Here is a 19,483-nt window from a genome sequence, read left to right as displayed (position 1 = left end):
ACCCGATCGTCCGGCTTTGTCCGGTGGGACGGGGTGGCCCCGGCCGGCCGATCGATTCGCTCACACCCGGCCCCGCTGTTGGCGGACGCCCCGGCCGCCCGACGTAGCATTGCCCGCATGTCAGCTCCCGTCAGCACCCTCTCCGACGCGATCCAGGCCGCGCTGGCCACCGTCAACGACCCGGAGATCCGTCGGCCCATCACCGACCTCGGCATGGTCCGCTCCGCCGAGATCGGCGAGGACGGCGTGGTCCGGGTCGGGCTGCTGCTCACCGTGGCCGGCTGCCCGCTGAAGGACAAGCTGCGCGGGGACATCACCGCCGCCGTCGGCGCGGTGCCCGGGGTGAGCGGCGTGGAGATCGAGTTCGGGGTGATGAGCCCGGAGCAGCGGCAGGAGTTGCAGGGCAAACTGCGCGGGGGCACCGGCACCGCCGAGCCGGTGATCCCGTTCGCCCAGCCGGGCTCCCGCACCCGGGTCTACGCGGTGGCCAGCGGCAAGGGCGGCGTCGGCAAGTCCAGCGTCACGGTCAACCTGGCCGCCGCGCTGGCCGCCCGGGGCCTGTCCGTCGGCGTGGTCGACGCCGACATCTACGGCCACTCGGTGCCCCGGATGCTCGGCGCGGACGGCAAGCCCACCCGGGTGGAAGACATGATCATGCCGCCGCAGGCGCACGGCGTGAAGGTCATCTCGATCGGCATGTTCACCCCGGGCAACGCGGCGGTGGTCTGGCGGGGCCCGATGCTGCACCGGGCGTTGCAGCAGTTCCTCGGCGACGTCTACTGGGGTGAACTGGACGTCCTGCTGCTCGACCTGCCCCCGGGCACCGGTGACATCGCCATCTCGGTCGCCCAGTTGCTGCCCAACGCCGAGATCCTGGTGGTGACCACCCCGCAGGCCGCGGCGGCCGAGGTCGCCGAGCGGGCCGGCGCGATCTCGTTGCAGACCCACCAGCGGATCGTCGGCGTCATCGAGAACATGTCCTGGCTGGAGCTGCCGGACGGGTCCCGGATGGAGGTCTTCGGCTCCGGCGGCGGCGCGGCGGTGGCCGAGTCGCTGAGTCGGACGATCGGCGCGCAGGTGCCGCTGCTGGGTCAGATCCCGATGGACACCCGGGTCCGCGAGGGCGGCGACGCCGGCACCCCGATCGTGCTGGCCGCGCCGGACGCGCCCGCCGCGAAGGCGCTGCACCAGGTGGCCGACCGGTTGGCCGTACGCCGGGAGTCGCTGCTCGGCAAGTCGCTGGGGCTCAAGCCCGCCGGACGCTGACCGCGTCCCGGGTGTGATCGACCCGGCTGGGCCGATGATGCGGTATCCCCACCGGGGGATACCGCTACCGGGGCCCCGTTGCGGGGATCAACGCGCTGCCGGGCTGCCGCTCAGGTGGCGTCGTCGTAGCTGGGGCGGGGGGCCGGCGCGGGAGCAGGAGTGGCGGTGCTCGTCGCGGTGCTCTTGCGGGCGGCGGCCCTCGGGTCGATCCGGTCGGCGACGCCCTTGAGTTCCTCGTGCACCCCGGTGACGTCCGCCCGCAGGTCGTCGTAGACGCCCTGGAGGGGCTTGCGGATCGCCTGCTCGTCCTCCTCGCTGAGCAGGTGCTTGCGGATGAACGCCTTCGGGTGCAGGTCCTCCAGCTGGATGTCGGTGCCCAGCTCACGGCTCAGGTCGCCGGTCGCGTTGCGGGCCATCGCGCGCAGGTTACGCACCATCCGCAGGCCGTCGCTGATGACGTTGGGCAGCCGGTCCCCGAAGATCAGCAGTGCCAGGAGCAGCAGGACGCCGATCTCCCACCAGTTCAGGTTGTCGAGCACCGCAGGGCCTCCTCGTCACGTCGACCCAAGCCTACGCACGTCAGGCCCCGGTTCGGGAGGGGGTGAACGGCCCTCACTTGGCGTCCGCGGCGAGCGTCACCGAGGCGTTCTGCCGGGTCGACCCGCGCCGGTACTCCACCGTCACCACCGACCCGGGGGCGAACTTGCGGACCAGGGCGATCAGGTCGGTCGGATCGTTGATCGGCCGACCGTTGAGCCTGAGCACGACGTCCCCGGTCCGCAGCCCCGCGCCGGCCGCCGGACCGGCCGGTTCCACGGCCGCCAGGCGGACCCCGACGCCCGCCCGGGTGGCCGTCCCGGTCCCGGCGACCTGGGCCCCGATCACGGTACGCCGGGCCTTGCCCGTGCCGATGATGTCCTGGGTGATCCGTTTCGCCTGGTTGATCGGGATGGCGAAGGCGAGCCCGATGTTCCCCGCTTCCTGCCCCTCCGCCACCAGCGACTTGATCGTCGAGTTCACCCCGATCACCCGGCCGGCGGAGTCGACGAGCGGGCCACCCGAGTTGCCGTGGTTGACCGCCGCGTCGGTCTGGATCGCCGCGTAGTAGCGGACCGGCCCGCCCGGCTCCCCCGCCTGCATGGTGCGGTCCAACGCGCTGATGATGCCGGCGGTGACCGTGTTCGCCAGGGACAGCGGCGAACCGATGGCCAGCACCGGGTCCCCCACCGCGAGCGCGTCCGAGTCACCGAACTCGATCGGCCGCAGCCCCGTGCGGTTCACCTTGATCACCGCGATGTCCGATTCCGGGTCCTGGCCGACCACCGTCGCCGGGGAGCTGCTGCCGTCGTTGAAGGTCACCGACGCCCGGCCGGTGCCGTCGGCGACCACATGGTCGTTGGTGACCACGTAACCGTCGGTGCTGACGATGAACCCGGACCCCTCGCTGGTGCCGGCCGGGCCGGCCACCCGGATCGTCACCACGCTGGGCAGGACCCGGCCGGCGACCCCGGCCAGCGAGTCCGGGCGACGCTGGGCCAGCGCGGGACCCTCGGCCGGGCCGGCCCCCAGGGTGACCCCGCCGCCGACACCGCCGCGCACCGCGAAGGCGTACCCGAGGGCACCGCCCAGGGTGCCGGCGAGCAACGCCACGATCAGCGGGACGAGCAGCAGTTGGCGCAGCCGAGGCCGGCCGGGCGCATCCGGGTCGGTGACCGGCTCCGGCGCGGCGCCGGCGGCCGGCACGCTGGGCAGCACGACCGCAGCCGGGGCGTACGGGTCCCGCCAGGGGTCGGCGAGCGCGTCGGACCACCAGGGTGAGGCCGACCCGCCGGCACCGCCGTACGGCGTCGTCGGGGCCGTCTGCGGCGGGCCGGGCGGCGGCCCCGCCGAACCCGGAGTCCCGCCGGGCGCTCGCCAGTCCCAGCCGTCGGTCACGTCGGTGCCTCCCAGTCGTCCCCCGGTGCCCCGGGCCACGACCGGGGGTGGCGGTCACGGCGCAGGGGGCACCCCATCCAGGATTGCACGGATGCGCCGGGCGGAGTCAGCTCTTGTCCGCCCGCACCCGCCCACCGCCCGGCTGCGCGCCGCCCGGACCGGTGCCGTGCCCCACCCGCCGGGCCGCCGCCGCGCCGTCCGGACCGTCACGGGTGGACTCGCGGCTGCGCCGAAGGAGCCTCGCCTCTAGGCTCATAGCGCCCACCCGCACCCCGCACCATCACCACCGCCCGGAGGTGTCCCATCGCCACGGTCGCCAGTTCCGGCAGCCCGACGGCGCAGTCGTTGCAGTTCGCCGAGTCGTACGTCGGAGAGGACATCGTGCTGCGGACCGCCCGGAGCCTCGCCCGGGAGGTCGGCCTCGACGCGGTCACCCCCGGCGCCGGGTCGGCGCTGCGCCTGCTCGCCGCCGCCGGCAACGCCCGCGCGGTGGTGGAGATCGGCACCGGCACCGGGGTCAGCGGGGTGTGGCTGCTGCGCGGGATGCGCGCCGACGGGGTGCTCACCACCATCGACGTCGAGGTCGAGCACCAGCGGATCGCCCGGCGGATCTTCGTCGAGGCGGGTTTCCCGTCCGGTCGTACCCGGATCATCACCGGCCGGGCGCTGGACGTGCTGCCCCGGCTCGCCGACGGCGCGTACGACCTGATCTTCGTCGATGGTGAGACGACCGGCTCCGCCGCGTACGTCGACGCCGCCCTGCGGCTGCTGCGCCCCGGTGGGGTGCTCGCCCTCAACGGCGGCTTCGCCGGTGGCCGGATCGGCGACCCGGCCGCCCGGGACGCCGAGACGGTGACCATGCGGGAGACGGTCAAGGCGATCCGGGAGGCCGAGCAGTGGATTCCGGCCCTGCTCCCGGTCGGCCACGGCCTGCTGGCCGCAGTCAAGTGCTGAGCACGACCGGGCGCTGAGCAGGACCGGGCGCCGGCCGCGCCGGGGCGCGGGACGGGCACCCGGTCCGGCGGCGGCTCAGTCCAGCGTCGCCAGCCAGCGCAGCAGGCCCCGGACGCCCCAGCCGGTCGCGCCCCGGGTCAGCTCGGCGTCGTCGCCGTCGGCCCAGGACGGCGCGGACATGTCGATGTGCAGCCAGCGGTCCCGCAGCTCCCCGGTGAACTCGCGCAGGTAGAGCGCGGCCATCACCGAGCCGGCCCCCCGGTCCGGGGAGCTGTGCCGGTCGGCCAGGTCGCTGCCGAGGTGTTCGAGGTAGTCGGCGGGCAGCGGCATCCGCCAGGCCGCCTCGCCCGCGTCGGCCACGGCGGCCAGCACGGCGGCGGCCAACTCGTCGTTGTCGCTGTACAGCGCGCCGGTCCGCTTGCCCAGCGCCACCGCGTTCGCGCCGGTCAGGGTGGCCAGGTCGAGCAGCAGGTCGGGGCGGAGTTCCCGGGCCGCGTAGCCGAGCGCGTCGGCGAGCACCAGCCGCCCCTCGGCGTCGGAGTTGGTGGTCTCGCTGGTCGTCCCGTCGTAGTGCCGGATGACGTCGCCGGGGCGGAACGCCGACCCGCTGACCATGTTCTCGGCCAGCGGGGTCAGCGCGGTGACCCGGACGGGCAGCCGCAGCGCCGCCGCGCCGAGGGTGGCCGCGACCACCGCCGCCGCGCCGGCCATGTCCTTGCGCATCAGCTTCATCGCCGGCACCGGCTTGATCGAGATGCCGCCGGTGTCGAAGGTGATCCCCTTGCCGACCAGGACGACGTGCTGCCGGGCGTCGGCGGGCCGCCAGTCCAGCTCGACCAGGCGGGGGCCGCTGGCCGAGCCGGCGCCGACGGCGAGGATGCCCCCGAAGCCCTCGTCCGCCAGCTCCTGCGGCCCGCGTACCCGCAGGTGCAGGTCGGGCCGGTCGGCGGCGGCCTCGGCCACCTGGGCGGCGAACCACTGCGGGTTCTTCACCGCCGAGGGGGTGTTGGTCAGGTCCCGGGCGAGGCGGGTCATCGCGGCGGTGGTCCGGGCCGTCTCGACCGCCCCGGTGTACGCGTCCGGCGTGGTGGTCAGCAGGGTCACCCCGGCCAGCGCGGGCGTCGTCCCCGCCTCGGTCAGCCGGAACCGGTACGAGGCGAGCAGCAGCCCCTCGACGACGGCCCGGACGACCCCGGCGGACGCGTCGACCGGCACCGCCAACGTGACATGTGTCTCAGCTACGGCGGCACGGGCCAGCGCGGCGCCGGCCGTCCGCCAGGCCCGTTCCCCGCCGTCGCCCACGCCGAGCAGCAGCAGCCGGGCCGGGGAACCACCGGGGCGTAGCTGGGTCAGCGTCTCGCCCGCCCGCCCGGTAAGCCGGGTGACCGGCAGCAGCGCCCGCGCCTGCGCCCGCACCTCGTCGGTGGGCGGCGACGCGGTGGCGACCAGCGCCGGTGCGGCGTCGTCCGCGTCGGTGGCGGCGCGGACGGGCAGGACGATGACGTCCGACCCGTCGGGGGTGGCGGCGAGACTGATGGCGAGCACGCTGGACCGTACCTCCGGGAAAAGTTGGCGGTGCGGGACCTCGACGACCCGCTGGGGACAGACGAGGTCCCTGAGTCACCGGCGGTGCCGGTGACTCAGGGACCAGGGACCTTCCGCGCGGCACCGCGCGGAGTGTCGGCCGATCAGCCGGCAGCCGCCTTCAGCGCGTCACCGAGCGCGTTGGCCTCGTCGGGAGTCATCTCGACGACGAGCCGGCCACCGCCCTCCAGCGGGACCCGCATGACGATGCCCCGACCCTCCTTGGTGACTTCCAGCGGACCGTCGCCCGTCCGCGGCTTCATCGCCGCCATGTTGTCTCCCCTCAGACCTATACATCAGGGTCGGTGTACTGCCCCACAGCCACTTCGTGATGACCACCCGCAAGGTACGCGGGGGCGTCGACCACGATTTTCCCTGATGAACACCGCCGGACCCAAACCGGAGCAGCATTGATGTAACAGCATCTAGCTTATCTTGAGAAGGCCTGTCACAATGTGCGGTCATGCAGGCACGGTCGGCACTCTTCGACCTGTACGGCGACCATCTCCGCACGCGAGGTGGGCGCGCACCGGTCGCCGCCCTGGTGAAGTTGCTGGCCCCGCTCGGCGTCGCCCCGCCGGCCGTCCGGACCGCCGTGTCCCGGATGGTGCGCCAGGGCTGGCTGGAGCCGCTGCGGCTCGCCTCCGGGCCCGGGTATTCGATCACACCGAAGGCGGTCCGCCGGCTCGACGAGGCCGCCGCCCGGATCTACCGCACCGGCCGGATCACCTGGGACGGGCGTTTCGACCTGCTCGTCCTGTCCACCCCGACCGCCCGGCGGGACCGGCAGCGGCTCGCCGCCAACCTCAGCTTCCTCGGCTACGGCACCCTCGACGAGCACACCTGGGTGGCGACCCGGGCCAGCGAGGACGTCGACCTGCTGCTGGAGGAGGCCGGGGTGCGCTACGAGCGGTTCACCGCCGCGCACGCCGCCGGCACCCCCGGGGCGATGGGCGTGGTCCGCCGCGCCTGGGACCTCGGCGAGATCGGGCACGCGTACGAGCGGTTCGTCGCCGAGCAGCGCGCCCAACTCGCCGGGGTGACCGTACGCAGTGGCGACGAGGAGGCGTACGCGGCCCGGTTCCGGCTGGTGCACGCGTGGCGTACCTTCCTGTTCCAGGACCCTCAACTCCCTCCGGCACTGCTCCCCGAACGCTGGCCCGGCACCGCCGCCGCCAGCTTCTTCGACCGGCACGCCGCCCGGCTCCGGCCGGCCGCCGACCGGTACGTCGAGCAGTGCCTCGACGCCGGCAACCGGGTCCCCCGACAGAAGGGCCGTTAGAGACGTGACCGAGCCGCTGCTCGTCGACCGCACCGATGGCGTGGTCACCCTGACCATGAACCGCCCCACCGCGATGAACGCGCTCGACGTGGCGCTCAAGGAGGCGCTGCGGGACGCGCTGGCCGCGCTGGAGACCGACCGGTCCTGCCGGGCCGTGGTGCTGGCCGGCTCGGGTGGCTCGTTCAGCGCCGGCCAGGACCTGCGCGAGCACGTACAGATCCTGGAGTCGCCGGGCCGGGACCCGCTGGACACCGTCCGGGCGCACTACAACCCGATCGCCGCCCGGCTGGCCAACCTGCCCAAGCCGGTGGTCGCCGCCGTCCGGGGCATGGCCGCCGGGGCGGGCGCCTCGCTGGCGTTCCTGGCCGACTTCCGGATCGGCGGGCCGAAGACGAAGTTCCTGATGGCGTTCGCCGGGGTGGGCCTCGCCGCCGACACCGGGGCGTCCTGGACGCTGCCCCGGTTGGTCGGCCACGCCAAGGCCGTCGAGCTGCTGATGCTCGCCGAGCCGGTCGCCGCCGACGAGGCGTCCCGGCTGGGCCTGCTCACCCGGCTGGTCGACGACGACGAGCAGGTGCTGCCCACCGCGCACGAGCTGGCCGCCCGGCTCGCCGCCGGCCCGACCGTCGCGTACGGGGCGATCAAGCGGCAGCTCTCCATCGCCGACGCGGGCACCCTCGCCGACGCCCTCGCCGCCGAAGCGCAGGCCCAGTCGATCTGCGGCGGCACCGCCGACCACCGGGCCGCCACCACCGCGTTCGTCAACAAGCAGAAGCCGGTCTTCCAGGGCAACTGAGCCGGGTGGGCCGGCCGGGCGGGCGCGCGACGACATGCCGGCGTCAGCGGGCCACGTACCCGCCGTCGATGGGCACCGTATGGCCGGTGATCCAGGCCGCGTCGTCGGAGCAGAGGAACAGCACCACACCGGCCACGTCGTCCGGGCTGGGGATGCCGGGTTTCGGGTTGAACGACTCCATCCGGGCCCGCATCTCCGCCGGGTCGGGCGCGCTGTCGATGAAGTGCCGTACCAGCGGGGTCATCACCACCGTGGGGGCGACCGCGTTGACCCGGATGTTGCGGGCCGCGTACTCCACCGCCGCCGACCGGGTCAGCCCCACGATGCCGGCCTTGGTGAATGTGTACGGGGAGATGTTCTCCTGCGCCGCCAGGCCGGTGGTGGACGAGGTGTTGACGATCGCGCCCCCGCCGCCGCGCAGCATCGCCTCGATGCCGTACTTGAGCACGTGGAACACCCCGTCGCCGTTGATCCGGCGGACCTTCTGCCAGTTCTCGACGTCCATCTCGTGCAGGGGTTGCTGCCGGCCGTCGATACCGGCGTTGTTGAAGATCAGGTCGATCCGGCCGTAGCGCCGCACCGCGTCGGCGACGCCCTGCTCCACCGCGTCGGCGTCACCGGTGTCGACGGTGACCGCGAGGGCGTCGGGCAGGTCGGTGGCGAGCCGCTCGGCACCCTCGGTGTTGATGTCGGCGACCACCACCCGGGCACCCTCGGCGGCGAACCGCCGGGCGGTGGCCTCGCCGAGCCCGGAGGCACCACCGGTGACGAATGCGACCTTGTCCTGGAACCGCATCGGCCCTCCCTCGACCGGCCGACCGGGCGCCGGCACCGGTGCGCCCATACCCGGTCGGCGGGCGGCTAGTCGTCCTCCTCCGGGTCCTGGTTGGCCTCGACGCCCAGCACGAACGCCTGCATGGCCAGCTCGTCGCCGCTGGGCGAGACGAACGCGGGCAGCTCGGCCGGGCCCAGCTCCTGCACGTACGACCAGAACAGCCGGACCGCCTCGGCCCGCGACTCGGCCTCGATCGGCAGGTCGAGGCTGACCAGCCAGGTCCGGCGCGACGGCGGCGGGCCGAGCCGGTCGACCAGCTCGCGGTAGGTGCCCGGGTCGAGCGGGGTGACCGGGCCGGCGACGGCCACCTGCCCGGCCGGCACCGGCGCGTCGAACGACCGCCGGGTGTAGGTCACCAGCAACGCCCGCTCGTCGTTGCGGGCCACCCGGCCCAGCGCCACCAGCCGGGGCGGCCCGTCGGCCAGCACCGCCACCCGGTCACCGGGGCGGGGGGCGGGCCCGCCGGCCGGGACGGCCAGCTCCAGGGTGTCGTGGTGGACGAGGCGTTCGGCGTCGTGCCGCCCGGCCGGGAGCAGCACCGCCCAGGCGTCGCCGCCCGGCCCGCCGTCGACGTCCGTCGGGCCGGTGCTGCGGTGGTCGGTCACGGTCATGACCCCATCCCATCACGGGAGGAGACGGCACCGGCGTGGCAGCCCGCGAGATGGTCGTCGACCATGCCGGTGGCCTGCATCAGCGCGTACGCCGTGGTGGGGCCGACGAAGCGGAAGCCCTGCTTCTTGAGCGCCTTGGCCAGGGCGACGGACTCCGGGGTCGACGCCGGCACCTCGGCGAACGACCCGGGCCGGGCCGGCCGGGGCGGCGGCGCGTACGACCAGAGCAGGGCGGAGAGCCCGGCGGGCAGGGTCAGCGCGGCGCGGGCGTTGGCGATCGCCGCCTCGATCTTGGCGCGGTTGCGGACGATGCCCGCGTCGGCGAGCAGCCGGGTCACGTCCGCGTCGCCGAAGGCGGCGACCCGCTCGATCCGGAAATCGGCGAAGGCGAGCCGGAACGCCTGCCGTTTGCGCAGGATGGTCAGCCAGGACAGCCCGGACTGGAACGCCTCCAGGGTGAGCCGTTCGTAGAGGGTGTCGTCGCCGCGCAGCGGGCGGCCCCACTCGGTGTCGTGGTAGGTCGCGTAGTCCGGGGTGCTCGCCCCCCAGGCGCAGCGGGGCAGGCCGTCGGGGCCGGTCACCAGGTCAGTCACCCGTCACACGCTAGGCCAGGGGCCTGACACCCGGCATCGGGGCCGGGTGACGCGACCCGGCCGGCCGCGCTGCGGGGCGTCAGGGCGTGGGTGGGCGGGGCAGCCGGCCGGACTCGACCAGGCGGGCGAAGCGTTTCAGGGCCAGCGTCAGGCTGGCCTTGGAGCCCGGCCAGAGCAGCGGCCAGGCGACCCGGCCGGCCGTGCCGCCGGGCAGGTGGAACCACTCGTGCCAGACCACCTGGGTGCGGTCGTCGGCCAGCGGGGTGCAGCGCAGCACCCCCGGGCCGCGCAGGAGCTTGCCGCAGTGCACCACGCCCACCTCGTACGGGGCGTCGACCCGGACCACCCGCATCTCGTCGCGCAGCGCCGCCGGCCCGAGCGCGGTGACCGCCTCGACGAGGCTGCCCTCGCCGCCGTCGCCCTCGACCACCCGGACCCGGGTCAGCGGAATCCAGTCGGACTGCCCCTCCCAGTCGGTCAGCGCGGCGAAGACCCGTTCGGCGGGGGCGTCGACGATCACCGTGGCGGTGAACTCGCCGGCACCGGGCTGGGCCGCCTCGTCGGCCAACCCGCCGCCGGCCGGATCGGGTCCGGTCACACCGGCTCCGAGCGGACCACCGCGCCGCCGGGACGGTCCGCGTCGGGTTCCCCGGCCCGGTCCGTGCCGGGGCGGTCGTCGGCCGGCGGGTCGTCGGCGGCGGTCGCCCCGGTCGGCGGGTCGTCGGTAGCGGGCGTGTCGGTCGTCCCGGTGGACGGGCGGACGGCCCCGGCCGGTGGCTGCGTCGTCGCGGCCCCGGTGGCCGGCCCGTCCGGGTCGGCGGGCACGTCGGCGGGCGTCGGGGAGGCGTCGGGCGCGCCGCCGGCGGCCTCCTCCCGGGTACGGCGCAGCGCGTCGGCGTCGGCGGTACGGCCCTCCCGCAGCGCGGTGATCTCGGCCTCCAGCACCCCGATCAGCTCGGTCTTGTACCCGATGTCGTAGCCGGCCCGGCGCATCGCCTGGTCGACCTGGTCCATCCGGTAGCCGCGCAGGGCGGTGTCGAAGCGCAGCGCGCCGACGTCGGACTCCCGCAGCGGGCGGCCACCCGGCAGCGGGACGGCTCTGCCGTCGGGCTCGGTGGGCGCGAGGCCGTCCCGACCGGAGATCAGCACCGTCACGCCGAACACGACCGCCGCCACGGTCAACGCGACGACCAGAATGAGCAGAGTCTGACCCATACAGAGATCGTGGCACGGGGACACCCTCCGGAGCGACCCCAACCACCATCATCGTCACCGATCTTCTGGCCGGGACGGCCCGGCGACGGGCCGGGTCGCCGGGGTCGTACCGCCCCGGGGGCGGGTCGGGCGACCGGATAGCGTCGGCGTCGGCCGGGTCGTCCGGCCGGTGACCTGCGGGAGGCGGAATTGGCCGGGGCGCTGCGACTCGGGGGGCGGACCTTCGCCCCGGGTGAGCCGGTGGTGATGGCGATCGTCAACCGGACGCCGGACTCGTTCTTCGACCGGGGCGCCACCTTCGCCCAGGACAGCGCCCTGCGCGCGGTGGAGCGGGCGGTCACCGAGGGCGCGGAGATCATCGACATCGGCGGGGTGAAGGCCGGGCCGGGCGACGAGGTCGACGTGGCCGAGGAGATCCGCCGGACGGTGGACACCATCGCCGCCGTCCGGGCCGCGTTCCCCGAGGTGGTCATCTCGATCGACACCTGGCGGGCCGAGGTGGCCGTCGAGGCGGTGGCGGCCGGTGCGGACCTGCTCAACGACACCTGGTCCGGGGCCGATCCGGCGCTCGCCCGGGTGGCCGCCGAGACCGGCGTCGGGCTGGTCTGCTCGCACGCCGGCGGGTTGACGCCCCGGACCCGGCCGCACCGGGCCGCCTTCACCGACGTGGTCGCCGACGTGGTCGCGACGGTGACCGGGCTCGCCGAGCGCGCGGTGTCCCTGGGGGTACGCCCCGACGGCATCCTGATCGACCCGGCGCACGACTTCGGCAAGAACACCCGGCACTCGTTGGAGATCACCCGCCGGTTGGCCGAGCTGGCCGGCACCGGCTGGCCGCTGCTGGTGGCGTTGTCGAACAAGGACTTCATCGGGGAGACGCTGGACCTGCCGGTGCCGGAGCGGTTGGAGGGCACCCTGGCCGCGACGGCGGTGTCGGCCTGGCTCGGCGCGCAGGTGTTCCGCGCCCACCAGGTGCTGCCCACCCGGCGGGTGCTGGACATGGTGGCCTCGATCCGGGGCGACCGGCCGCCGACGCTCACCCGCCGCGGCCTGGCCTGACCGGCCGGCGCCGGATGGCCCGCCCCGGCCGGCGCGGTGGTCAGGTCCAGTGCAGGATGCGCTTGCGCCAGGCGTAGAGGATGCCGAGCGCGACCACGGCCACGAAGACGCCCATCTCGGCGACCGTGACCGCGCCGAACCCGGGCCGGTCGAAGACCATCGCCCAGGGGAAGAGGAAGACCGCCTCGACGGCGAACAGCACGTAGAGGTACGCGTACACGTAGTAGCGGATCTGCATCTGCGCCCAGTCGCCGCCGACCGGGTCGAGGCCGCACTCGTAGCCGGTCCGCTTGCCGACCGGGTCGGCCGGCCGGCCGGGACGTAACACCCGGTTGGCCGAGAACGCCGTGACGAAGAAGAGGACGGCAGCGAGCAGCAGCAGCCCGAGCGTCGCGTACGAGCCCAGGTAACCGGTCACGGTGGCTGAGCCTACCGGGCGGCGGGCCGCACCGGACGACGCGAGGGCGACCCGGCCGTCACCGAATATTTTCCGCTGGTACTAGTGCCCCGCCGCAACTGTTACCGAATAATGAACTCTCACCCAGGGTCACGGAGGTCAGATGCCCGGCGTGGACGCGCGTGCCGTTCGGCGGTCCCTCGCCCGGCGTACCCCCGCTCTGGCCGTGGCGACCCTGGCGGCCGGGCTGGCGGTCGCGCTCGGGGTGACGCCGGGCCTGGCGGCCTCACCCACCGTGACCAGGGCGGTGACCGACCCGACCGACGCCGGGACCCCCGGCGGCGACCCGACCGACTCGACCACGCCCCCGGTCGGGCCGACGGCGACCGGGGCGGGCCCGACCGGCGCGCCACCGACCCTGCCGCCGGACCCGGAGCCGACCACCGCCGCGCCGGAGCCGACCGGCCCGCCACCGCAGACCACCGCGCCCGCGCCGACGGCCACCACCACGCCGACCGCCCGGCCGCCGCTGCCCGGCCGGCCCACGCGCCCCGGCCAGGCGGGCGGCGGCCGGACCGGGGTCCGGGTGGGCACCGGGGACGTGACCCTCGACGACGACTACTGGGCAGCCGGCAGCACGGTCACCGACCTGCGGGTCACCGTCACCAACACCGGGTCCGTGCCGGCGCGGCTCCGGCTGGCCTACACGCTGCCGGCCGGGCTCACCGACGCCGGGACGCCGGGCTGCGGGGCGAGCGGCGACGGCGGATGGCACTGCGGCGAGTGGGCCACCGCGCCGGGCGACCAGTTCAGCAGCATGATCCGGGTACGGGTCAGCGGCACCGCCTGGCGGCGGATGCCCCTCAGCGGCACGGTCCGGGTCACCGCGACCGGCCCGGACGGCGGCACCGCGCAGGACGACGAGGGGTTCGCGGTGCTCTTCCCGGCCGGCCCGCCGGTGCCCGGGATACTGCTCGACGCCGACGAGGTGGCCTTCGACATCAGCGGCGGGCCCACCGTGCTGACGGCCCACCTGGGCAACACCGGCCGGGTGCCGGCCGCCGGGCGGGTCGAGGTGACGCTGCCGGCCGGGGTCAGCGTGCTGGACCCGCCGGCCGGCTGTGCGCCACTGGCCCCGACGCGTACCCGTTGCGACCTCGGGGTGGTGCCGGCGGGGCGGACGCAGACGCTCCGGTTCACCGTCGCCGCCACCCCGGACGCCCAGCGCGAGGCCCCGCTGGCCGGGGCGCTGACCGGCCGGTTGGACCCGGAGAGCGGGGCGGCCCGGCAGGTCCAGATGAGTTTCCGGATCACCGCCGCCGCCGCGCTGTCCACCCCGCCGGTGGGCACCCCCGCGCCGACCGGTTCGCAGGGGTTGATCGCGGCGCAGGGCGGGACGGTCGCGTTGAGCGGGATGTCCTCCGCCCAGCGGACCGCGCTCGCGTTGATCACGCTCTCCGTCCTGCTGGTGGTGCTGGCCCTCGTGCTGGCGACCGGTGCGCTGCGTCGGCGCTCGGCCGAGGTGGCGGAGGACCGGCCGCCGACGGGACGGCCGGACTGACCGTCCGGCGGTCGGGGCGGGTCGCGGTGCCGCCCGGACGGTCGCGGTGATATCGATTACGGCGGGCACCACAAATCGCCGCATAGCAGTACAGATTTCACCGATCCGGTTCCCAGGTGTCGGACCTCCACCAAGGATGCCCTAAGCCCGGGACGTAGGCTCGGAGGCGAGAGATGACAGCGGTCCGGCCCGCCACGGGCGGACCGGGCGCAGCGGCGCATCAGGGAGGTCGCGTGGCCGGGCAAGGCGGGGTCACCATCATGTGCAGCCGCACGCGCGGCGGGGCCGAGCGAAGCGAGGTGCAGGCGTGACCAAGCAGATCCGTCAGTTGGACCGGGTGGTGATCCGGTTTGCGGGTGACTCGGGTGATGGGATGCAGTTGACGGGGGACAGGTTCACCTCGGAGACGGCGCAGTTGGGTAATGATATTTCGACGTTGCCGAATTTCCCGGCGGAGATTCGGGCGCCTGCGGGGACGTTGCCGGGGGTGTCGAGTTTCCAGGTGCATTTCGCGGATTACGACATTCTGACGCCGGGTGACGCGCCGAATGTGTTGGTGGCGATGAATCCGGCGGCGTTGAAGGCGAATCTGGCTGATCTGCGTCGGGGTGCGGACATCATCGTGAACACCGATGAGTTCACGAAGCGGAATCTGGTGAAGGTCGGGTACGCGGTGAGTCCGTTGGAGGACGACACTCTGGATGGGTTCGTGGTGCATCCGGTGGCGTTGACGTCGATGACGGTGGGGGCGTTGGCGGAGTTGTCGGTGTCGAAGAAGGACGCCGAGCGGGCGAAGAACATGTTCGCGTTGGGGTTGTTGTCGTGGATGTACTCCCGCCCGTACACCTCGACGTTGCGGTTTCTGGAGCGGAAGTTCGCCAAGCGGCCGGATCTGGTCGCGGCGAACATCGCGGCGTTCAAGGCGGGCTGGAACTACGGCGAGACCACCGACTCGTTCTCGGTGCGGTATGAGGTGAAACCCGCGAAGATGGTGCCGGGCACCTACCGCAACATCACCGGTAACGCCGCTCTGTCGTTGGGTCTGGTCGCGGCGGGGGTGCGGTCGGGTCTGCCGGTGTTCCTCGGCGCGTATCCGATCACCCCGGCGTCGGACATCCTGCACGAGTTGTCGAAACACAAGAAACTCGGTGTGGTCACGATGCAGGCCGAGGACGAGATCGCGGCGGTCGGCGCCGCTCTGGGCGCCTCCTACGGCGGCGCTCTCGGCGTGACCACGACCAGCGGCCCCGGGGTCGCGTTGAAGTCCGAGACGATCTCCCTGGCTGTCGCCCTGGAGTTGCCGCTGGTGATCGTGGACGTGCAACGCGCCGGCCCGTCCACGGGCCTGCCCACGAAAACCGAGCAGGCGGACCTGAACATGGCCCTGAACGGCCGGCACGGCGAAGCCCCCGTCGCGGTGATCGCCGCGAAGTCACCGTCGGACTGTTTCCACGCCGCGCTGGAAGCCGCCCGGATCGCGGTCACCTACCGCACCCCGGTGATCCTGCTGTCGGACAACTACGTCGCCAACGGCTCCGAACCCTGGCTCCTACCCGACGTGCACGACCTGCCCGACCTGCGGGTGGCCTTCGCCACCGCCCCCAACCACGACGACGGCGTCACGTTCCTGCCCTACCTACGCGACCCGGACACCCTGGCCCGCCCCTGGGCCGTACCGGGCACCCCCGGCCTGGAACACCGCATCGGCGGCCTGGAGAAAGCCGACAAGACCGGCGACATCTCCTACGACCCCACCAACCACGACTACATGGTCCGCACCCGCGCCGCCCGCATCGACGCCATCGACGTGCCCGACCTCGACGTCGACGACCCCGACGGCACCGCCCGGACCCTCGTCCTCGGCTGGGGCTCCACCTACGGCCCGATCGGCGCCGCCTGCCGCACCCTGCGCCACCGCGGCCAACCCATCGCCCAGGCCCACCTGCGTCACCTCAACCCCCTCCCCGCCAACCTCGGCGACGTCCTGGCCACCTACGACCGCGTCGTCATCCCCGAGATGAACCTCGGCCAACTCGCCCAGATCATCCGCGCCCGCTACCTGATCGACGCGATCACCTACAACCAGGTCCGCGGCCTACCCTTCACCGCCGCCGAACTGGAGACGATGCTGGAAGAGGTCTGCAAAAATGCCTGAACCCGTCGCCGTGAAACTCACCACCAAAGACTTCAAATCCGACCAGGAAGTCCGCTGGTGCCCCGGCTGCGGCGACTACGCCATCCTCGCCGCCGTCCAACAATTCATGCCCGAACTGAACATCCCCCGCGCCAACACCGTCTTCATCTCCGGCATCGGCTGCTCATCCCGCTTCCCCTACTACATGAACACCTACGGGATGCACTCCATCCACGGCCGCGCCCCCGCCATCGCCACCGGACTGTCCGTCACCCGCCCCGACCTGTCCGTCTGGGTCGTCACCGGCGACGGCGACGCCCTGTCCATCGGCGGCAACCACCTCATCCACGCCCTACGCCGCAACGTCAACATCACCATCCTGCTGTTCAACAACCGCATCTACGGCCTCACCAAAGGCCAGTACTCCCCCACCAGCGAAACCGGCAAAATCACCAAATCCACCCCCGCCGGCTCCGCCGACGCCCCCTTCAACCCCCTCTCCCTCGCCCTCGGAGCCGAAGCCACCTTCGTCGCCCGCACCATCGACTCCGACCGCAAACACCTCCAAACCGTCCTCCGCGCCGCCGCCGAACACCACGGCGCCGCCTTCGTCGAGATCTACCAAAACTGCAACATCTTCAACGACGGCGCCTTCGACCCACTCAAACAACCCGACACCCGCGACGACCACCTCATCCGCCTCGAACACGGCCAACCCATCACCTTCGGCCGCGACGGACAACACTGCGTCGTCCACCCACCCCACGGATACGGCCTCGAAATCCGCGACACCGCCACCACCCCACCCGAAAACATCATCACCCACGACACCACCATCACCGACCCCGCCTACGCCTTCGCCCTCACCCGCCTCACCCAACCCGACCTCCGCAACACCCCCATCGGCATCCTCCGCCAAACCCAACGCCCCACCTACGACACCCTCGTCCAACACCAAATCACCACCGCCAAAAACACCACCACCGACACCCCCGAACAACAACTCACCACCCTCCTCCACACCGGCGACACCTGGACGATCAGCTAGTCGGCCGACCGGTGCGACGTGGCCGTGTCCCGGGGTCGGGGCACGGCCACGTCGGCGGACCGCCGGGTGGCGGTGCGGATGCCCGGAAGAAGCGGTACGGGTCGGTCAGGAGGGGGTGGTGGTGGCGGTGGGGCGGTCGTCGCGGACGTGCACCAGCATGTCGCCGGTCTCGATCACCGCGCCGGCCCGGTCCGCCAGGGTGACCACCTTGCCCCGCCGTACCAGGGCGATGACCAGGGACTCCAACTCGCGGGGGGACTTGCCGACCTCGTGCCGCTCGGCGGAACGCATCGCCAGCGCCATGCCCTGCCCGGGGGTGAGCAGATCCTCCACCACGTCGATCAGGGGCGGCGCGGAGGTCGAGAGGCCGAGCAGCCGACCCGCGGTCGCCGAGGACACGATCACGTGGTGCGCGCCGCTCTGCCGCAGCAGCGGGGCGTTCTCGGCCTCCCGTACGGCGGCGATGATGCGTACCTGACCGGCGGTGAGCTGCCGGGTGGTCAGCGCCACCAGCACGGAGGCGTCGTCGCTGTCGGTGGCGATGATGACCGCCTTGGCGTTGCGGACGTGCGCCTCCTCCAGCACCGACGAGCGGGTGGCGGAGCCCTCGATGGCGACCAGTCCGGCCGAGGTGGCCTGCCGCAACGCCGTCCCGCTGCGCTCCACCACCACGATCCGGGACTTGTCCAGCCCGTTCTCCAGCAGGGCGGAGACCGCGCTGCGGCCCTTGGTGCCGTAGCCGCAGATGATGACGTGGTCCTTCACGGTTCTCCTCCACCGCCCCAGCCGACGGCCGGTCCGGTACTGCTCGGTCAGGACTTCCAGGGTGGTGCCGACCAGGATGATCAGGAAGATCACCCGGGCCGGGGTGATGAACAGGACGTTCACCAACCGGGCGGACTGGTCGTACGGGGTGATGTCGCCGTACCCGGTGGTGGAGAGGGTGACCACCGCGTAGTAGAAGCAGTCGAGCAGGGTCAGCCCGTTCTCGTCCACGTCGCGGTAGCCGCCACGGTCCAGATAGACCACCGCGACGGTGAGCAGGACCAGGCCCAGGGCGGCGGCCAGGCGGAGACTCAAGGCGCTGAGCGGACCCCGCCGCTGCGCCGGGAAATGGATCACGGTCGGTCCTGCTCCCCCTGGGTCGCCTGCACGAGCACAACATAGCGGTTGGCAGGCGGACCGACCGGCCGGGTCGCCGACCCTACCTGCGGTGAACGCCCCCTCACGGTCGCGGCGGGCGGTGCCGGGCCCGGGAAACCGGCATGATGGGAGGGTCCCCGGACACCGGCCACGAGGAGGCCCGCATGTCGCTGCTGCGTCGGGTGATCGGTGGCGTGCTGCGCCGGGTACGACTGCGTCAGGGCCGCACCCTGCGCGAGGTGGCCGCCGCGGCCGGGGTGTCCCTGCCCTACCTCTCCGAGGTCGAGCGCGGGCGGAAGGAAGCCTCCTCCGAGGTGTTGGCGGCGATCTGCCGTGCGCTCGGGATCAACCTGTCCGACCTGCTCGAAGAGGCCCGCGACGAGCTGCGCCGGGTCGAGCGTCGGGTGCCCGTGCCACCGGGCGGCGGCCTGGCCCGGCTGGACCGGGTGCCGGCCGCCCGCGGCGACGGCACCGCCGCCCACCTGGCGGTCGGCCGGCCCACCATCGGCTTCGGCCGCCCGGTCGCCGGGTTCGGCCGCCCCGTCACGGGGTTCGGCCGCCCGGTCGTCGGCCGGCCCGCGACCCGGCTCGGGCCGCCCCGCACCCGGGGTGGCCGGGCCACGTTCCGGGTCGGCCGACCGGCCGGGGTGGTGCTCCGGCTCGGCGGCGGCATCGTGGCCGCCGTCGGCGGGGGGCCGGCCCCGGGCGGCGGCATGCCCCCGACCCTCGGCGGCGGCACCGGGTCGACCCCCGGCGTCGTGCTGTCGGCCCGTGGCGGCGGCGTGCTGTCGACCGTCGGGGGTACCGGGATCGGGTTCGCGGTGACGACGGTCGCCACGCCCGCCCGGGGGGTCGCCGTGGCGTCGACCGCCCGCCCCGCCGCGCGTACCACCGGGGTGCCGGCGCGGCGGTGGACCCGGACGGGCCGACGGCGGCTGCCGGTCGGGTAGGCCGGCCGGGTTCTGCCGACGGCGGATCTGCCGGGGGCAGAAAGGCTGGGGCGGTGACCGCCCGGCGGCGCAGGCTGGACCCGCCGGTTCCCGGGGCGGAGCGAGGTCGCCCGCCGGCGA

Annotated in this window: 19 protein-coding genes and 1 pseudogene; 9 read left to right on the top strand and 11 right to left on the bottom strand. The window is 73.7% G+C overall.

The annotated features are described in order from the left end of the window. Positions 1–117 precede the first annotated feature (117 nt). Positions 118–1,266 (top strand): P-loop NTPase, encoded by a 1,149-nt coding sequence (locus tag FJK98_RS03605; protein WP_145917752.1) that lies wholly within the window; start codon positions 118–120, stop codon positions 1,264–1,266. A 110-nt stretch (positions 1,267–1,376) separates the two neighbouring features. Here FJK98_RS03605 and FJK98_RS03600 read toward each other — a convergent pair whose 3' ends face one another. After that, positions 1,377–1,805: a preprotein translocase subunit TatB gene (locus FJK98_RS03600; protein ID WP_145917751.1), complete on the bottom strand. Its 429-nt coding sequence runs from the start codon at positions 1,803–1,805 to the stop codon at positions 1,377–1,379. A gap of 73 nt (positions 1,806–1,878) precedes the next feature. After that, positions 1,879–3,216 carry a S1C family serine protease gene (locus FJK98_RS03595; RefSeq protein ID WP_205789479.1) on the bottom strand — a complete coding sequence of 446 codons (1,338 nt, stop codon included), beginning with the start codon at positions 3,214–3,216 and terminating at the stop codon, positions 1,879–1,881. Positions 3,217–3,546: 330 nt separating this feature from the next. Between FJK98_RS03595 and FJK98_RS03590 the strand changes: the two genes are divergently transcribed. Beyond that, positions 3,547–4,155 carry an O-methyltransferase gene (locus FJK98_RS03590; protein WP_228544213.1) on the top strand — a complete coding sequence of 203 codons (609 nt, stop codon included), beginning with the start codon at positions 3,547–3,549 and terminating at the stop codon, positions 4,153–4,155. A 75-nt stretch (positions 4,156–4,230) separates the two neighbouring features. On the opposite strand, the gene FJK98_RS03585 is transcribed toward FJK98_RS03590, so the two are convergent. Next, positions 4,231–5,700: a M17 family metallopeptidase gene (locus FJK98_RS03585; RefSeq protein WP_145917749.1), complete on the bottom strand. Its 1,470-nt coding sequence runs from the start codon at positions 5,698–5,700 to the stop codon at positions 4,231–4,233. A gap of 143 nt (positions 5,701–5,843) precedes the next feature. Then, complete coding sequence (locus tag FJK98_RS03580; protein WP_007455245.1) at positions 5,844–6,011, bottom strand: DUF3117 domain-containing protein; 168 nt, start codon at positions 6,009–6,011, stop codon at positions 5,844–5,846. Between the two features lie 191 nt (positions 6,012–6,202). On the opposite strand from FJK98_RS03580, the gene FJK98_RS03575 reads away from it, so the two are divergent. Then, the gene (locus FJK98_RS03575) at positions 6,203–7,021 is read left to right on the top strand and encodes a PaaX family transcriptional regulator C-terminal domain-containing protein (RefSeq protein WP_088647021.1); all 819 of its coding nucleotides are present in this window, start codon (positions 6,203–6,205) and stop codon (positions 7,019–7,021) included. A 4-nt stretch (positions 7,022–7,025) separates the two neighbouring features. Continuing rightward, entirely contained in the window at positions 7,026–7,817 is a 792-nt protein-coding gene (locus FJK98_RS03570) for an enoyl-CoA hydratase/isomerase family protein (protein ID WP_145917748.1), read from the top strand. 43 nt (positions 7,818–7,860) lie between these two features. Here FJK98_RS03570 and FJK98_RS03565 read toward each other — a convergent pair whose 3' ends face one another. The 5 genes from FJK98_RS03565 to FJK98_RS03545 all read right to left on the bottom strand — a co-directional run bounded on the left by FJK98_RS03565 (position 7,861) and on the right by FJK98_RS03545 (position 11,071). After that, on the bottom strand, positions 7,861–8,613 hold the full coding sequence (locus FJK98_RS03565) for an SDR family NAD(P)-dependent oxidoreductase (protein ID WP_145917747.1): 753 nt from the start codon (positions 8,611–8,613) through the stop codon (positions 7,861–7,863). A 65-nt stretch (positions 8,614–8,678) separates the two neighbouring features. Beyond that, entirely contained in the window at positions 8,679–9,263 is a 585-nt protein-coding gene (locus tag FJK98_RS03560) for a hypothetical protein (protein WP_145917746.1), read from the bottom strand. After that, positions 9,260–9,856 (bottom strand): DNA-3-methyladenine glycosylase I, encoded by a 597-nt coding sequence (locus FJK98_RS03555; protein WP_145917745.1) that lies wholly within the window; start codon positions 9,854–9,856, stop codon positions 9,260–9,262. Before FJK98_RS03555 ends, FJK98_RS03560 begins: the two co-directional genes overlap by 4 nt. A 79-nt stretch (positions 9,857–9,935) precedes the next feature. After that, complete coding sequence (locus FJK98_RS03550; protein ID WP_145917744.1) at positions 9,936–10,454, bottom strand: SRPBCC family protein; 519 nt, start codon at positions 10,452–10,454, stop codon at positions 9,936–9,938. Beyond that, on the bottom strand, positions 10,451–11,071 hold the full coding sequence (locus FJK98_RS03545; protein WP_145917743.1) for a DivIVA domain-containing protein: 621 nt from the start codon (positions 11,069–11,071) through the stop codon (positions 10,451–10,453). Before FJK98_RS03545 ends, FJK98_RS03550 begins: the two co-directional genes overlap by 4 nt. 189 nt (positions 11,072–11,260) lie before the next feature. On the opposite strand from FJK98_RS03545, the gene folP reads away from it, so the two are divergent. Continuing rightward, entirely contained in the window at positions 11,261–12,130 is an 870-nt protein-coding gene (gene folP / locus FJK98_RS03540; protein WP_145917742.1) for a dihydropteroate synthase, read from the top strand. A gap of 40 nt (positions 12,131–12,170) precedes the next feature. Here the strand turns inward: folP and ndhC are convergent, their stop codons facing one another. Beyond that, on the bottom strand, positions 12,171–12,548 hold the full coding sequence (gene ndhC, locus FJK98_RS03535; RefSeq protein WP_145917741.1) for an NADH-quinone oxidoreductase subunit A: 378 nt from the start codon (positions 12,546–12,548) through the stop codon (positions 12,171–12,173). 142 nt (positions 12,549–12,690) lie between these two features. On the opposite strand from ndhC, the gene FJK98_RS03530 reads away from it, so the two are divergent. The 3 genes from FJK98_RS03530 to FJK98_RS03520 all read left to right on the top strand — a co-directional run bounded on the left by FJK98_RS03530 (position 12,691) and on the right by FJK98_RS03520 (position 17,270). Then, positions 12,691–14,088 carry a hypothetical protein gene (locus tag FJK98_RS03530; RefSeq protein WP_145917740.1) on the top strand — a complete coding sequence of 466 codons (1,398 nt, stop codon included), beginning with the start codon at positions 12,691–12,693 and terminating at the stop codon, positions 14,086–14,088. 307 nt (positions 14,089–14,395) lie between these two features. Next, positions 14,396–16,243, top strand: coding sequence for a 2-oxoacid:acceptor oxidoreductase subunit alpha (locus tag FJK98_RS03525; RefSeq protein ID WP_145917739.1), 1,848 nt, complete (start codon positions 14,396–14,398; stop codon positions 16,241–16,243). Further along, on the top strand, positions 16,236–17,270 hold the full coding sequence (locus tag FJK98_RS03520; protein ID WP_145917738.1) for a 2-oxoacid:ferredoxin oxidoreductase subunit beta: 1,035 nt from the start codon (positions 16,236–16,238) through the stop codon (positions 17,268–17,270). The genes FJK98_RS03525 and FJK98_RS03520 overlap by 8 nt, the downstream gene beginning before the upstream one ends. A gap of 105 nt (positions 17,271–17,375) precedes the next feature. Here the strand turns inward: FJK98_RS03520 and FJK98_RS03515 are convergent, their stop codons facing one another. Continuing rightward, positions 17,376–18,392, bottom strand: coding sequence for a TrkA family potassium uptake protein (locus tag FJK98_RS03515; protein ID WP_145917737.1), 1,017 nt, complete (start codon positions 18,390–18,392; stop codon positions 17,376–17,378). A gap of 185 nt (positions 18,393–18,577) precedes the next feature. Here FJK98_RS03515 and FJK98_RS34755 point away from each other — a divergent pair. Next, a pseudogene (locus tag FJK98_RS34755) lies at positions 18,578–19,104 on the top strand (helix-turn-helix domain-containing protein); the annotation flags it as partial. Between the last annotated feature and the right edge of the window lie 379 nt (positions 19,105–19,483).

The sequence above is a fragment of the Micromonospora sp. HM134 genome (assembly GCF_007833915.1).
In the GTDB taxonomy this organism is placed as follows: Bacteria; Actinomycetota; Actinomycetes; order Mycobacteriales; family Micromonosporaceae; genus Micromonospora; species Micromonospora wenchangensis.
The sequence above is the reverse complement of the archived record's forward strand: the minus strand, read 5'-3'. Positions and strand labels throughout refer to the sequence as shown.